This is a genomic window from Bacillus sp. ISL-7 (genome assembly GCF_018613065.1).
On sequence record NZ_JAGGQW010000022.1, the window covers coordinates 55,319 to 70,135 of the forward strand.

Annotated in this window: 13 protein-coding genes; 6 read left to right on the forward strand and 7 right to left on the reverse strand. The window is 41.7% G+C overall.

The window, feature by feature from the left end; translation table 11 throughout:
* The first annotated feature begins 138 nt into the window (after window positions 1–138).
* The 5 genes from J7E66_RS06815 to J7E66_RS06835 all read left to right on the forward strand — a co-directional run bounded on the left by J7E66_RS06815 (window position 139) and on the right by J7E66_RS06835 (window position 5,493).
* The gene (locus tag J7E66_RS06815) at window positions 139–972 is read left to right on the forward strand and encodes a TIM barrel protein (protein ID WP_214998601.1); all 834 of its coding nucleotides are present in this window, start codon (window positions 139–141) and stop codon (window positions 970–972) included.
* A 60-nt stretch (window positions 973–1,032) separates the two neighbouring features.
* On the forward strand, window positions 1,033–2,256 hold the full coding sequence (locus tag J7E66_RS06820) for an MDR family MFS transporter (protein ID WP_214998602.1): 1,224 nt from the start codon (window positions 1,033–1,035) through the stop codon (window positions 2,254–2,256).
* A gap of 13 nt (window positions 2,257–2,269) precedes the next feature.
* Complete coding sequence (locus J7E66_RS06825; RefSeq protein ID WP_214998603.1) at window positions 2,270–3,235, forward strand: SIS domain-containing protein; 966 nt, start codon at window positions 2,270–2,272, stop codon at window positions 3,233–3,235.
* A gap of 218 nt (window positions 3,236–3,453) precedes the next feature.
* Window positions 3,454–4,467: an SIS domain-containing protein gene (locus J7E66_RS06830; RefSeq protein ID WP_214998604.1), complete on the forward strand. Its 1,014-nt coding sequence runs from the start codon at window positions 3,454–3,456 to the stop codon at window positions 4,465–4,467.
* Between the two features lie 3 nt (window positions 4,468–4,470).
* Window positions 4,471–5,493: an SIS domain-containing protein gene (locus J7E66_RS06835; protein ID WP_308162476.1), complete on the forward strand. Its 1,023-nt coding sequence runs from the start codon at window positions 4,471–4,473 to the stop codon at window positions 5,491–5,493.
* A gap of 308 nt (window positions 5,494–5,801) precedes the next feature.
* On the opposite strand, the gene J7E66_RS06840 is transcribed toward J7E66_RS06835, so the two are convergent.
* The 3 genes from J7E66_RS06840 to J7E66_RS06855 all read right to left on the reverse strand — a co-directional run bounded on the left by J7E66_RS06840 (window position 5,802) and on the right by J7E66_RS06855 (window position 9,094).
* A complete protein-coding gene (locus J7E66_RS06840) occupies window positions 5,802–6,218 on the reverse strand; it encodes a VanZ family protein (RefSeq protein ID WP_214998606.1) in 417 nt (138 codons plus the stop codon).
* A 207-nt stretch (window positions 6,219–6,425) separates the two neighbouring features.
* Window positions 6,426–8,012, reverse strand: a complete 1,587-nt coding sequence (locus tag J7E66_RS31640) for an N-acetylmuramoyl-L-alanine amidase (RefSeq protein WP_251032801.1) — start codon at window positions 8,010–8,012, stop codon at window positions 6,426–6,428.
* Window positions 8,013–8,284: 272 nt separating this feature from the next.
* Entirely contained in the window at window positions 8,285–9,094 is an 810-nt protein-coding gene (locus tag J7E66_RS06855) for an N-acetylmuramoyl-L-alanine amidase (protein WP_214998607.1), read from the reverse strand.
* A gap of 330 nt (window positions 9,095–9,424) precedes the next feature.
* On the opposite strand from J7E66_RS06855, the gene J7E66_RS06860 reads away from it, so the two are divergent.
* Window positions 9,425–9,616, forward strand: coding sequence for a hypothetical protein (locus tag J7E66_RS06860; RefSeq protein WP_088089707.1), 192 nt, complete (start codon window positions 9,425–9,427; stop codon window positions 9,614–9,616).
* 53 nt (window positions 9,617–9,669) lie between these two features.
* Here the strand turns inward: J7E66_RS06860 and J7E66_RS06865 are convergent, their stop codons facing one another.
* The 4 genes from J7E66_RS06865 to J7E66_RS06880 all read right to left on the reverse strand — a co-directional run bounded on the left by J7E66_RS06865 (window position 9,670) and on the right by J7E66_RS06880 (window position 14,609).
* A complete protein-coding gene (locus J7E66_RS06865; protein ID WP_214998651.1) occupies window positions 9,670–10,971 on the reverse strand; it encodes an NCS2 family permease in 1,302 nt (433 codons plus the stop codon).
* A 219-nt stretch (window positions 10,972–11,190) separates the two neighbouring features.
* Window positions 11,191–12,699 (reverse strand): sensor domain-containing diguanylate cyclase, encoded by a 1,509-nt coding sequence (locus tag J7E66_RS06870; RefSeq protein WP_214998608.1) that lies wholly within the window; start codon window positions 12,697–12,699, stop codon window positions 11,191–11,193.
* Window positions 12,700–12,894: 195 nt separating this feature from the next.
* The gene (locus J7E66_RS06875) at window positions 12,895–14,109 is read right to left on the reverse strand and encodes an aminotransferase (RefSeq protein ID WP_214998609.1); all 1,215 of its coding nucleotides are present in this window, start codon (window positions 14,107–14,109) and stop codon (window positions 12,895–12,897) included.
* On the reverse strand, window positions 14,106–14,609 hold the full coding sequence (locus J7E66_RS06880) for an Lrp/AsnC family transcriptional regulator (protein WP_214998610.1): 504 nt from the start codon (window positions 14,607–14,609) through the stop codon (window positions 14,106–14,108). Before J7E66_RS06880 ends, J7E66_RS06875 begins: the two co-directional genes overlap by 4 nt.
* Window positions 14,610–14,817 lie beyond the last annotated feature (208 nt).

Genomic DNA, 14,817 nt, shown 5'->3' on the forward strand with positions numbered 1-14,817 from the left:
AATAGGAAGGTTGATTGGCCTTCCCTATTCGTTTTCAAATTACTTGGATTTTGTACGATTGGTTTAAATGGTATATACCAAATGACTTTTTTGGTAAATATTAGGGTATTAACAAACTTTCTACGTTGGAGGGATTGGATGGGAAAAATCAAACGGTCACAAATAACTGGGATGAACTTTCACTACCTGCACTATCCGCTGGACTATTTTTTAGATGCTATGGTGAAGTATGAGTTTGAAAAAATTGAACTGTGGGGTGCAGCACCGCACCTGTATGTGGAGGATCTATCCTTAACTGAAATCCGTGCCATTAAGAAAGAGATCGTCCGGCGTGAACTCGAGGTCGTTTGCTTTACGCCTGAACAGTGTATGTACCCAATTAATCTTGCGGCAAACGAGTCAGCGATTCGTGAAAGAAGTGTGGCTTACTTTAAAAAGTCAATCGATGCCGCGCTTGAATTAGAAGCCCCGATGGTATTAGTAACGGCCGGGTGGGGGTACCGCAATGAAAGCAGACGGGAAGCCTGGAGGCGGACCCAAGATTCATTAGAGCAGCTTACCGCCTATGCGGAGAAACAAGGGACGGTTCTGGCCTTGGAGCCATTACAAAAAATTGAGTCCAATCTGATTAATACTTTGCCTGATCTAAAAGAAATGCTCGATTCCATCCATTCACCTGCTCTGAAGGGAATGGTCGATACCATTCCGCTTGCGGTTGAAGGAGAAGCGCTAGCCAGCTACTTTGAAAAATTGCAGGATAATTTTGTCCATATCCACTTTATTGATGGGAACCCGGGTGGACATTTAGCATGGGGAGACGGCAGCCTGCCATTGGAAAAATACATGAAAACCTTAGGTGACCACAATTACAATCGCGCTCTTACGTTGGAGTTTACTTCTTCTCATTACTTGATAGATCCAAATCAGGCGGTTGAAAAATCGTTACGAAGTCTTGCACCCTTTCTTGTGTAAAAGTGGAGGGAATTGTTCCGAATCGGGTGACTAGTTCAGTGATAAAAGGAGTTTTATCCTATGTCTATTTGGAGGAGTTATCCAAGGAGTTTAAAAGTTTTATTACTGGCGATGTTGGTCAATTCAACAGGGATGGCGTTTCTTTGGCCCTTGCATACGATTTACATTACGCAAGGGATAGGGAAAACCTTATCTGAAGCAGGTCTTGTGTTGATGCTTCATTCGGGAGCTGAAATCATTGGCAGTTTTCTTGGCGGCTATTTGTATGATCGCATCCGCGGGAAACGAACGCTACTCCTAGCGGTTCTAACATCAGCGAGTCTTATTTTCATTATCTCAATTGGTCTATCATGGCCGATTTATATTCTTTCGATGGTTCTACTTGGATTAGGTATAGGTACAATCTTTCCTCCCATCTATGCTCTTGCAGGGGTGGTGTGGAAGGAAGGCGGCATAAAAAGCTTCAATCTTATTTACCTTGTTCTAAACTTTGGTGTCGCGGTAGGTACGTCTTTAGGGGGAATCGTGGCCCAGTTTTCGTTTCGATACGTCTTCTGGGTCAATGGGTTAACTTATCTCCTGTTTATTTTCATTGTTTGGTTTGCTCTTGATGAGAGGGAACCCGTTTATGAAGCAACTGAAAAAGAGGACGCGGCCCTGACGCAAAAAAAAGAAGTGTGTCATACGAAGCAAAGCTTCCATTCGTTATTCATTCTTTGTTTAGGGTTTATGTTTTGTTGGGTTACGTATATCCAATGGCAAACGAGTATTTCTAATTATATGCACCAGTTAGGATTTCCGCTGTCAGCATATAGTGCTTTGTGGACAATCAACGGTTTACTGATCTTGTTAGGGCAGCCTTTGATCCAGTGGTTCATGGCCCGACTGAAGCGTCCGGTGAAGTGGCAGCTATTATCCGGTGTGATCTTCTTTATGTTAACCTTCGCCCTCCTGTCACACAGCCAGTCGTATGGCGGGTTTGTAACGGGGATGGTGATTATGACAATCGGAGAAATTCTTATTTTTCCAGCCGTGCCAGCGATTGCGGATCGACTGGCACCCCTCAATAGAAGAGGTATGTATCAAGGTTTAGTGAGTGGTGCAGCTAATGTGGGCAGAACCATCGGCCCTTTTCTGGGCGGGCTGCTATACGATGGGTTTGGGTCCTTGGTGCTGCTGTATTCTTGTATTTTTATCTGTGGTTTTGCCTTGATTTGTTTTGGTACATATCAAAGGCTCCAATATACGCAAAAAGAAATTTCAACCGTAAAAGTCCATAAATAAAGGAGGATGACAAATGTTAGCTGACGTACAAAAGGCTTTGGAAGTTTTTAAAGAACAGGCGATTGATCGTGTCTATTTCGTAGGTTGCGGGGGCTCTTCTTCCCTCATGTATGCAAGTAAATACGTGTTAGACCGTGAAAGTGACACCATTGATTCTGACCTATATAGTTCCAATGAGTTTGTGCACCGTAACCCACGGAAACTCAATGAGAAATCGTTGGTGATTTCGTGCTCGCACTATGGAAAAACGCCAGAGACGGTCGAGGCAGCCCGCTTCGCACGGGAAAAAGGTGCGATTACTGTTTCGCTAACCTTTGATGCGGAATCACCGCTTGCCCAAGTATCTGAATATGTCATTGTTTATGAAGATGGGAAAGAAGCGAAGTTTGTAAACGAGGCGCAGGCTGTGATGTTGGAGCTTGTTTTTGGACTTCTGGCTATCAAAGAAGGAAATGAAAAGTTTTCAGAGGTCGTTGCCTCCTTAGAGAACCTAGACTCAATACTTGCACAGGAGAAAGCAAAGTATTTAGCTTCGGCCAAGGAATTTGCTAATTCCTATAAGGATGAAAAAGTGATTTACACCATGGCGAGCGGAGCCAATTATGGGGTTGCCTATTGGTTCTCGATTTGCCTGCTGATGGAAATGCAGTGGATTCATTCGCACGCCCTCCATGCCGGGGAGTATTTCCATGGGCCATTTGAAGTTTTGGATAAAGACGTTCCAGTGATTCAGCTGTTAGGTTTAGACGAGACACGTCCATTAGAAGAACGTTCATTGGATTTCACCCAACAGTATGGGGAAAGGGTGGTAGTCCTTGATGCAAAGGAATTTGACCTAACAGGCGTGGCCGAAAGCGTCAAAGGCTACATCGCCCCACTCGTACTACAAGCAGTCCTGCGCCAATACGCCGAAGAACTAGCCGAAGCCCGCAAACACCCACTAACCACCAGAAGATACATGTGGAAAGTACCTTACTAATGAAATTGTTGGTGTCAATGTTGGAGCGATTCATTGTTGGTGTCAGGCACCAAAGAAAGACACTTTGGCTATTTGTCCGCTGTGGGTGGACGGTTGAGGGATGGCCCTTATTGTTTGCGACATGAGGACAAATGTCCATGAATGGTGTCAGGCACCAAATGTTTCTATATAAATTTGTAGTCCCAAAAATTCTAATTTAAATTTGGAGGTAATGTTGGATGTTGAAATTTGATGCTGATTTATATTTACAGTTAGTTGGGCAAGAGGCGCTTGCGAAGAGAGAAGAGATTGAACGTGTGGTGGATGGAATTTCGGCTAAAGGTTTTAAGAATATTTTCCTGATCGGTTCTGGTGGGACGATTGCGATGATGTATCCATATGAGTATATCTTAAAGTCCAATTCATCGCTGGAGGTTCATGCTGAGATTGCAGCTGAACTGCTTGTAATGAATAATCGCCACCTGACAAAGGATTCGGTTTGTATCTTTGCTTCTGTTACTGGAACAACAAAAGAAACCGTCGCTGCTGCTGAGTTCTGTAAGAGCAAGGGGGCAACAACGATTGGTTTAGTGGCTGAACTTGGCACTCCATTGGCTGAAGCCGTTGATTATTGCATCTCAACTGGTCATGAAAAGCATTCCTTTGACACGTTCTTTATTCATTTGCAATTGCTTACTTTCCGTTTTATTCATAACAATGATGAATTTCCGCAATATGATCAGTTTGCCAAAGAAATTGCCCTTTTACCACAAGGTATCGTTCATGCACTCGAGGATTTCGATGCCCGTGCTGAGCAATTCGCTATTAAGCACAAAAATACAGATTACCATATGCTGGTTGGGGCGGGGAACCTTTGGGGGAATACATATTCCTACGCCATGTGTATCTTAGAGGAAATGCAATGGATTAAGTCCAAATCCATCCATGCTGCTGAATTCTTCCACGGAACGCTGGAGCTGGTTGAGGAAGACACAAGTGTCATTCTATTTAAAGGCGAAGATGAAACTCGCCCATTGGTGGAACGTGTGGAAAGATTTGCAGAAAATATCACAAAGGAATTGTTCATTTTAGATACAAAGGATTATCCATTGGAAGGGATTAGTGACGAATTCAGAAAGCACTTTGCCGTATGCCTTAACTGGGCACTAACAGGCAGAATCAGCGTTTACCTTGAAAGGGAAAGAAATCATCCGTTAGAGATTCGCAGATATTACCGTAAAATGGCATATTAGGAGGTGGGATGTTTGTTCAACTTTGATGTGGAAAGATATATAGCCATCCAAAATGGAGCACTGTCTCTTAAGGATGAATTTGATCAGGCTTTAGATTCGGTGATGGAAAAAGGTTTGAAAAATGTATTCTTTGTCGGTACTGGCGGAGCAGCCATTCTCATGTACCCGGCTGAATATATTTTAAAAACTCATTCCACTTTAATCGTTTTTACGGAAATCGCTCCGGAATTAATAGTGATGGACCATCAACATCTAGATGAACATTCATTAGTTATTTTGCCTTCTTTGTCTGGAACCACCAAAGAAACCGTCGAGGCGGCGGCGTTCTGTAAGGAAAAAGGTGCGACCACGATTAGCTTAGTGGGTCATGCCGCTACACCGTTAGCGAATTTAACCGATTATACCTTTGTCAATTATGCGGCAGATGATACCTCCTGTGAATCGTTTTATATCCAGTCCTATTTACTAGCGTTCCGCTTGATGTATAAGCGAAATGAATTCCCGCAATATCAACAATTTGTCGAGGAAATGATGCATTTACCAAGTGCACTTCTAAAAGTAAAGGAAGTAGTTGAACCTAGGGCTGCCGAGTTTGCCCGAAAACATAAGGAGACCCCATACCATATCCTTACGGGGACAGGTATCGATTGGGGTCAAACCTATTATTATGGCATGTGTATTTTAGAGGAAATGCAATGGATTAAAACACGGCCGGTACATGCGTCCGATTTCTTCCACGGTACATTGGAATTAGTGGAGGAAAATACGAGTGTTATTCTACTAAAAGGAGAGGATAAATCCCGTCCGCTCACAGAGAGAGTCGAGCGCTTTGCTGAGCATTACACGAAGGAATTAACGGTTTTTGATACAAAGGATTATGAATTAGCTGGTATTTCTGAAGGGTTAAGAAGTCTTGTCTCTCCGATTGTCTGCGCGGCTTTCCTTGAGAGAGTCAGCTGTCATTTGGAACAACAAAGGGACCACCCGCTGACAACCAGGAGATACTATAAAAAAGTGCCATTTTGATAGAATAATTGTTTTGTGATGCAGCCCTCACTTTAGTGAGGGCTGCCTTTTTCTGTTTAAATCATAATAAATACTGTGTTAATGTTAGTATATAATTAACACTCGTTATACATTGGGATGCACGGCTATCTCTGAAAATGATCTATTGAAGGTAATTAAATGGTTAAATCCTAAAAGTAAACCGATTATCAAAATTGAGGGTTGATCATTTTGGAATTTCCCTTTTATAAAGGCTATGAATTTAAATTTTTAACAAGGGTATTAACCAACTAATTGGTTTTCGCCTTTTTTAACATAAATAACTTCCATTATAACCCGGTTTGCCTGGATTGGTGCACCGTGAGTAGACTCCGTGTCCCTGATGCAAAAAGAATACCGATTAGATCGAATCCCATATCAAACATTCTTCCATCACGAGAGAAGTATAATTGCAGGATTTCAGTTAGCAAAGCAAAGGCAATTGCTAGAATTAGAATGAATGCTTTTGAATGGAATTTAGTTTGCAGTAAAAATGTTAGAATGAGAAAGGCAAAGGCATGACCACATTTTTGAAGCAGGAAGCCGCGGCTGAGCTCGAGCGGTAAGGGGAATAGCAACTCAGAAAAGTTCGGATGACCGACCCACTCAAAGCGGACTTTGCCAGATGCCATTAATTCAGAAAAATCGGCGGTACAGGTCAAGATCAAGATTGCTGCTGCCCATAATAAAATATATATTCCGCGCATGGTGAGACCTCCCTTTTTATATCATTGTGGTCTCGTTTCTTCGGTAATATACCGGAACGAGGGGGCGGAATTAACTATCTGACAAAGGAAAAGACCTCTTCTAAAAATAAAAGAGGTCTTTCATTTGGGGAAATCATCCAAGTAAGTCCTGAAATTGGGGAAGACAATCTGGGAAGATGCAGGAGTTGTTGCTGCTCTACCTATTAATTATCCGGAATGGATCATTTTTTCATAGAGATTTAGAATAGATTGCCCGTATGTGGTACCTGGAACAGCCCATTTTCCGTTTAAAGCGGTCCATGTGGGAGCAGATCCTCTGTCGACTAGATGAAAACGGGGATCAACCAATGGATATTGATCTGGTAGTGGCTTCGCTGTTGCATACGCATACAAGTGTTGAAGTTGTGCAAGGACACCTTCTTCTTGATTTTCAAAGCTTGCTCCGCGAGTATCTCCACCAGTTGCTCCTATCCCTGAGTAGTTGTTTTGTTCAGGGTTGACGACTCCGGTAAACCGAAAATAGTCTGTTTCGTGGATGGCTTGTGCAAAGGCGACATCTCCTCTAATGCCGTAATATTCCCCTAACGTTTGGTAAAATTGACCTAATTCCGGCGCGTTAGGATTGACCTTTTTCACAAATTGATTCATCTGTTTCGGAGTTAGGAAGGTCGGACCGAAAATGGTAAATTGACCGGGGTCGGCGATGATGGGGAGTTCTTTTGTACTGTTGGCTGGAGCCGGACTTGGGTTCGTGTTCTTTTTCGTGCCGCCTGCAGTATTCGTTTCTTTGCTGGTGGTGGTTGTGGCTGGTTTTGCTGTTGTGGTTATACTGGTGCTTGTAGTTGGTTTTTGGGTAGCTGAGTTACTGGTACTTGTAGTTGGTTTTTGGGTAGCTGAGTTACTGGTACTTGTAGTTGGTTTTTGAGTAGCTAATTTAGTAGTCGTTGCACTGGCTTTTTCAATAATAATGAAGGCATCCTTATATCCTGCTTTTTCGATTTCTTTGAGACGTTTTTCTGCGTTTGCGTTGGTCGTATAGGTTGCTGCTTTCACTCGGTACCAGGTTGCTCCAGATATTTTAGTGGTAACAATTGAAGATATAATATTTTTCTTTTTCAGATCAGCTACCCTGTCTTCTGCATTTTCTTTGGATTTATAAGATCCAACATAGACTGTGTAAACTGTTGTTAAACTAGATTGGGGTGTTTTCGGTGTAGTTGTTGTTTTCGGTGTTTCCTTCGTTGCTTTGCGTTTCAGACCAAAGGCCTTTGCAATTCCGTTGACATGGCCTTGAGCTACTTTTTGCTGCCAGGATGAATCTTTCATCAATTGGGCGTCATGTTTATTACTGATAAAGCCGTTTTCCGTTAGGATTGCTGGCATATTTGTTTCTCTTATTACATGGAAATTGGCCTTTTTTTGCCCGCGGTCTTTTAGCTGATTCACTTTCATCACTTCGGCATGAATGATATCTTGGACTGTGGCTGCTCTACTTGAGTTAGAGGCGCCATTGTATATAAAATCCTCATATCCTTGGGCTGAACTGTCAGCAGAGTTGATGTGAATAGCCAGGAAAAAGTCTGCGTCCCAGGCGTTGGCTTCGCTTGAGCGCTGTGCTAAGCATTTGGTGGTATCGCTTGTACGACTCATCTTAACTTGAACATTTTCATAATCCTTTAGGATGGTATTTCGTATTTTAAGCGCAATAGCTAGGGTAATATCTTTTTCATCCAGACCATTCCCTTGGGCTCCGGGATCATCACCGCCATGACCAGGGTCTAAATATAGCTTCATGCTTACTCCTCCATTTCATTTAAAATACGTTCATATATATGTTATGGCAAATCCAATCCAATGGCTTCTATCTGAACAGTGTTAGAAGAAAAATCATACAAAAGACCTCCCAGCATTCATGATGAGGAGGTCCTTAGTAGGATATTATCATTCGGGATGTTTGTCCTTCTGTGACGGACGAGTGTCCATTTGTGGTGCCTGACACCATAAATGTAACACCATAAATGTAACACCATAACTGTGACACTATAAATACCACATTAAATGCCTGCTTATTCTGCAACTAGGAAAGCATCGTTGATTCCGGCTTTTTTTACCTCAGCTAAGCGGTCTTCGGCATTTTCTCGGTTGGAAAATGCTCCTGCTTGAACTCGGTACCATGTTTCGCCCGCTACTTTTGTGGTATCTACGAATGATTCGATGCCTTTTGCCTTGAGTTGGTCTACTCGCTCGTCCGCATTTTCTTTTGATTTAAATGAACCGGCAATTACTTTGAAAAGTGTTCCGGAATCTGGTTTCGGCGGATCGATTGGTTTCCGTTTTAAGCCAAAGGCTTTGGCAACTCCGTTCGCGTGACCTTGTGCTACTTTTTGGATCCAAGAAGATTGTTTCATTAGTGCGGCGTCATGATCGTTACTGATAAATCCATTTTCAGTTAGGAGTGCTGGCATGTTTGATTCACGTAACACATGGAAGTTAGCCTTTTTCTGGCCGCGATCTTTCAGTTGATTCACTTTCATGACTTCGGTATGGATGATATCTTGATATTGGGATGTCTTAGAAGTGTCAGATAAGCCGCTGTATATAAAGTCTTCATAGCCCAGAGCGGTACTAGGTCCAGAATTGATATGAATGGCTAAGAAAAAATCTGCGCCCCATGCATTGGCCTCACTCGATCGCTGGCTTAAGCTTTTTGTGGTATCACTGCTCCTGCTCATTTTTACCTCAATGTTTTCATAATCATTTTGTAATATGGAACGTAGTTTGAGCGCGATAGCTAACGTCACATCTTTTTCATCTAATCCATGACCTTGGGCACCTGGGTCTTGTCCACCATGACCTGGATCTAAATAAAGCTTCATTTCATCCTCTCCATTTCTAAAAATTGATTATATATACATGTTATGTCAGTATGGACAAATAGGTTCGGATGCTTGTCACAGTAATTGTTACTGGATGTCACCAACAGTTGATTCTCTTAGTTACCGAAAATGTAATTGTACCAGTCTTTCGGTAAGAAAGAGAGGTCTTAAATGACCGAAACCGCCACCTCCTATTACACTCTATATTGAAAAAAGTCGGCAAAAGGGACACGGTCAGAGAAAATAAATATGGGATGATTTATTTAAATAAAGTTGATTAATGCTATACTTGGGGAACGGATTTGGTTTCTGAAAGGAGTTAATCATCTTATGAAGTATTTGAAATCACAAATGCAGCAGCTAATTAAGGATAATAAAGAATTGCATACACGCTTAAAAGAGTTGAAAGTAGAACACGGGCTTGAGAAAAATACTGCCCTAAAGGCATTGTACCATTCAGAAGTAGCAGACGGCGGAAAGTATCAATTAGCGTACCAAGCACTTGATCTTCCTAAAAAATAGGTAACATAAAAAGAGTGTCAGGCACCAATTTGGTGCCTGACACTCTATTTATATTAATGTTGTAAAAATGCAAGTTGGATAAAGAACAAGACAGCGAACACGTATAGCAATGGATGGATTTCACGCCACTTCCCTTTAACTAACTTTAGAAGCGGGTAGCTGATGAAACCAAGCGCGATCCCTGTTGCGATGCTTGATGTGAGCGGCATGCTCAAGACGGTCAAAAAAGCAGGGAAGGCTTCATCCAGCTCGTCCCAGCGGATTTTTGCAATGCTTCCCATCATTAGACTGCCGACAATGATTAAAGCCGGTGCGGTAATCGCAGAAATCCCGGAAACCGTACTAACCAGTGGACCAAAGAAGGCGGACAGGATGAACAGGATCGCAACCGTTAGGGAAGTTAGACCAGTTCGTCCTCCTGCTGCTACCCCAGACGACGATTCAATATAGGCGGTTGTTGGGCTCGTCCCAAACATTGCCCCGACTGCCGTACCAATCGAATCGGCAAGTAAAGCTTCGCGGGCCCTCGGCAGTTTGCCTCCTTTCATTAAACCGGCTTGGTTGGCGACACCAATCATCGTACCCGTCGTGTCAAAAATGGTCACGAGAATGAAAGAGAAGACAACAGCATAAAGGCTATGCTGAATTACGTCAGTCAGCGCTGTCACTGGATTAGCAATAATTAGTCCCTCTGGCAGAGTGGGCAGCGACATAAAACCTTTACTGAATTCCAGCTGGCCCGTAAAGAAAGCGATGAGCCCGGTGATCACCATTCCAAAAAATATTGCCCCGTTGACTCGAAGCGCCATTAATACAAGTGTGATCGCCAGTCCTGCTAGCGCTAAAAGGGCGGAAGCTGAATGAAGATCGCCGAGACCGACAAGATTCGTCGGATGAGCTGTAATGATTTTTGTAAGACGCAGGCCGATAAAGGCAATAAACAAGCCAATTCCTGCAGTAATCCCGTGTTTAAGGTTTTCCGGGATGGCGTCAATTAATTTTTCCCTAAGGGGAGTTAACGATAATATGACAAAGATAACACCAGCAATAAAAACAGCGGCAAAGGCAGTTTGGTAGGTTATCCCCTGATGGCCGCCGACAACAGAATAGGCGAAGTAGGCGTTAAGTCCCATGCCTGGGGCAATGGCGATTGGATAGTTTGCAAAAAACGCCATCCATAGTGTGGCGACGACTGCGGCTATAATGGTCGCAGTGAATACTTGCCCAAACGGAACCCCTGCATCGGCAAGAATGACCGGATTAACTACGACAATATAGACCATCGTAAAAAAGGTGGTGATCCCTGCAAGCAGTTCTGTTTTTGTATTGGTATGATTTTCTTTTAATTTAAACATAGCTGTTCCTCCAAAATACGAACATTTTAATAAGACCTCAATTATATTATTCGTTTTTAGATGAAAATTCAAGAGTTACCTCTTAATTTGTTCCATTTTTGTAACAGATATGATGGTGCCTGACACCAAAACGCACTTCAATGGACTAAAAAAGAGAACCATCCCGTGCCTTATATGCAAAGCGAACGGGTGGTTCTCTGGTAAAAAAATTTGGTAAGCTCAAATAAATGTCTTTTCCAAGTCAGGGGTAGGGGCTGGACTCGTGAATTTATTTTTGTGAACGAACTTTTCTTTGTACATCTCCTGGTCGGCCATTTCGAGAATTTTTTCAAGCGTTATTTCGGTTCCAGGTTTATAGTGATAAAAACCGTAACAAGCAGAAATTGAATAAGTCTTCTGATTGGTAACATTAATATCATCGAACCCACGCTTAATGTTTTTCACCAGCTGCCGGGCGTCCTTCATCTGCTTTTGGAAGAAGACAATAATAAATTCATCCCCTCCTAGGCGGAATAAGACATCCACATTCGTAATATGCTGGGTAATCGTGTCGCAGCAGGTCTTAATTAAGTCATCACCTGTTGAGTGACCGAAAAGATCATTGGTTATTTTCAAATCGTTAATATCAATATAGCAGATAATGAATTCTTGAGATTCTGCCTCGCCGCTCATCTGCTTGCTAAGCAATTCCATCCCACTTCTTCGATTTAGCACTCCAGTAAGCATGTCATAGAAAGCGTGTTTAAAAAGTTCTTCCTCATTTTTTTTCAGGTCGGTGATGTCAGTGACACCGATCAGGATACAAGCTTCATCCAAGTAATCTATCAATTCTAAACTCAACATGACCCATTTCCGGATATCAGGCGTGATTTGTTGCTCCACGCAAAAGTTTTTTATACTTTTTTGCTCTTCCAGACGCTTTAGGATGTCGAGTTTTTCTCCGATGTTTTGAAACAAGAATTTCCCGTCTATTTGAGTCATATCGTTACCTTGGAGTTGGTAGTATTCAATGGCATGTTTATTCATCAGCAAAATTTCATCATTCTCTAGCTTTTTAAGGATGATCGGGTTCGGATTCAGGTTGAAAAGACGCCTGAAATTTTCCTCATTTCGTTCTAGTTTCATTTTGTTTGAAAAATCATTTTTACGAAATGAATAGAATGATAGGGCAATCATGAAAGAAATGACGACGGTACCGGTTGAATTAATCAACTTTGATAAAAATGAGAAGTGCTCATGTTCGATAAGATATAATCCTGTAATGAAAAATATATGTATACCCAAAAACAGGATCAATACGTTTCTTGGCTGTACTGGGAAGAAGACGGCAACTCCTAATAAAATAATGATATAGGAGTATATATTTCCAGTAAATAATTGACTATTAATAGAAGAGGCTGCCCCGATTAATAAATAGAAAAGGATATAACTAGTAACAACGAACCCCTTGGAAATATTTTTATAAAAATGATAAATGAATAGAAACATAAGGGAGATGATAAGACCAATGATGTGAATGGCAGAAAGATTGAATTTAAATGTAGGGCTGCTCAGTTTATTAAACAGGAAAAAGTCAACGATGAAAAAACAAGGATAAGTAGAGATTAACATATAAGAAACGAGCTTAATTCGCTCAAATAATACATCGTAGTTACTATGAATAAACTCTTGATTAGGAGGAGAATTCTTTTTCTTTCTATTAAAAAGATTGATTGAAAAGGACCACAAATAGTTCACCCCTTTTTTTACCATTACCTCGAGTATTTTAGCATAGATTGGAAGGTCTGTCATAAAAAAAGCGGTGTCAGGCACCAACAAAATATGCCTATAAAATATTGGTGTCAGGCACCACTTAAAACATGAAAAAAAGCCCAATTGCTTGTATGTGAACGATACAGCAATTGGGCTTTTAAGGTTTGTGATTTATTGGTTTAGTTTTATTTCTTCTGTTCGTTTTTCGCCGTAGATGCCCTTTGACTCGATAAATCTCTGGATTCTTTTCAGAGCTTCTTGCAGCTGTGGCATGGAGGCTGCGTAGGAGCAGCGAATATAACCTTCTCCACTTTCTCCAAACACATTGCCGGGCACGACTGCGACCTTTTCCTTCATCAGTAGTTCTTCGGCGAATTGTTCGGAACTGAGGCCAGTTGCTTTGATAGAAGGGAAGACATAAAAGGCTCCCCCAGGTGTGTGACAGTCCAAGCCGATTTTATTCAAGGTATGGACGACATAGTTCCGTCTCATTCGATAGCTTCGTTTCATTGCTTCTACTTCATGAAAAGTATTCCTTAGTGCTTCAATAGCGCCGTATTGGAGCATGGTCGGAGCACACATCGTTGTATATTGAAAAATTTTCAACATGACCTCCACAAATTCCTTAGGGGCAGCGAGCATGCCTAATCTCCAGCCGGTCATCGCAAAGCCTTTTGAGAATCCGTTGATTAAAATCGTCCGCTCGTACATGCCTTCAATCGTTGCAAAGCTTGTATACGTTTCTTCATAGGTTAATTCTGCATAGATCTCGTCGGAAATAACAATTAAATCATGTTTTTCAACAATTGCGGCAATTTCCTTCAGTTCTTCTTTGTTTAGGGTACTGCCCGTTGGATTATTGGGTGAGCAAAACAAAATGGCTTTCGTTTTTTCTGTAATTGCCCCTTCTAACTGCTTGGGTGTTAATTTAAAACCATTTGCAGGAGAGGTAGAAATGGCGATTGGTGTCCCGCCGGCAATCGAAACCAAGGGAGCATAAGAAACAAACGCTGGTTCAACAATCAGTACCTCATCACCCTGGTTTAGAATGGCGCGAAAGGCTAGGTCGATTGCCTGGCTTGCTCCGACAGTGACGATAATTTGGTTTGTTGGATCATAATTGACTGCAAATCTTGTTCCAAGATAATTAGAGATCTCCTGCCGTAATTCTAGTAAGCCAGGATTCGCGGTATATGCCGTATTGCCTTGTTCCAGCGATAAAATGGCGGCCTCTCTAATGTTCCAAGGCGTAATGAAGTCTGGTTCGCCAACACCTAAAGAAATCACGTCTTTCATACCGGCAGCTAAATCGAAGAATTTTCTGATCCCAGATGGCTGTAATTCCCTAGCAGTTTCAGATATATAGTGGGAGTAATCTTTTCTCATGGTGTAATCACCATTCTCCTGTCTTTCTCATCGCCGCCGCCAAAAATCACCCCATCATGTTTGTATTTTTTTAGCATGAAATGGGTTGTGGTTGAAATGACATTATCAATCGTTGATAGTTTTTCCGATACAAAGGACGCGATTTGATTCATGGTTTGACCTTCAATGGTGATCGATAAATCGTAGGCACCACTCATGAGGTAAAGAGATGTTACCTCTGGAAAACGATAAATTCTTTCGGCGACCTCATCGAATCCAACTCCGCGCTTCGGTGTTACTTTAACATCGATCATCGCAATGATATTCTCCTGCCCCTCGACTTTGCTCCAATCGATTAAGGCCGGGTAACTGACAATTACTTTTTCTTCTTCTAATTTTTTGATGGTGTTTCTTACGGTTTCTTCGCTGCTCATCACCATTAGGGCGATTGTTTCTTCTGAGATTTTGTGATTTTCTTCGATGAGTCTTAAAATTTCGAGTTCTTCATTACTTAATTTCATCGGGTGCCTCCTGATTTGTATTTCATATTATTGATTTTATAGGAGGAAGCTTTTTAACTCAAATGAAAGTGGAGTGATTATTCAATTTTTTTTTGACAATTAGCCTGAGCAAATGAACCTTTGGAGAAGGTAACTAGTTATATAGGACTATCTAATAACTGGTTTATATTTGCTCGATTTTTCTTAAGAATCTGCTTTAAAAATTATA

Excerpts from the sequence above, each read along its gene's own strand:
- J7E66_RS06815 (WP_214998601.1), top strand. The coding sequence starts at position 139 with ATGGGAAAAATCAAACGGTCACAAATAACTGGGATGAACTTTCACTAC.
- J7E66_RS06820 (WP_214998602.1), top strand. The coding sequence starts at position 1,033 with ATGTCTATTTGGAGGAGTTATCCAAGGAGTTTAAAAGTTTTATTACTG.
- J7E66_RS06825 (WP_214998603.1), top strand. The coding sequence starts at position 2,270 with ATGTTAGCTGACGTACAAAAGGCTTTGGAAGTTTTTAAAGAACAGGCG.
- J7E66_RS06830 (WP_214998604.1), top strand. The coding sequence starts at position 3,454 with ATGTTGAAATTTGATGCTGATTTATATTTACAGTTAGTTGGGCAAGAG.
- J7E66_RS06840 (WP_214998606.1), bottom strand. The coding sequence starts at position 6,218 with ATGCGCGGAATATATATTTTATTATGGGCAGCAGCAATCTTGATCTTG.
- J7E66_RS31640 (WP_251032801.1), bottom strand. The coding sequence starts at position 8,012 with ATGAAGCTATATTTAGACCCTGGTCATGGCGGTGATGATCCCGGAGCC.
- J7E66_RS06855 (WP_214998607.1), bottom strand. The coding sequence starts at position 9,094 with ATGAAGCTTTATTTAGATCCAGGTCATGGTGGACAAGACCCAGGTGCC.
- J7E66_RS06860 (WP_088089707.1), top strand. The coding sequence starts at position 9,425 with ATGAAGTATTTGAAATCACAAATGCAGCAGCTAATTAAGGATAATAAA.
- J7E66_RS06865 (WP_214998651.1), bottom strand. The coding sequence starts at position 10,971 with ATGTTTAAATTAAAAGAAAATCATACCAATACAAAAACAGAACTGCTT.
- J7E66_RS06875 (WP_214998609.1), bottom strand. The coding sequence starts at position 14,109 with ATGAGAAAAGATTACTCCCACTATATATCTGAAACTGCTAGGGAATTA.
- J7E66_RS06880 (WP_214998610.1), bottom strand. The coding sequence starts at position 14,609 with ATGAAATTAAGTAATGAAGAACTCGAAATTTTAAGACTCATCGAAGAA.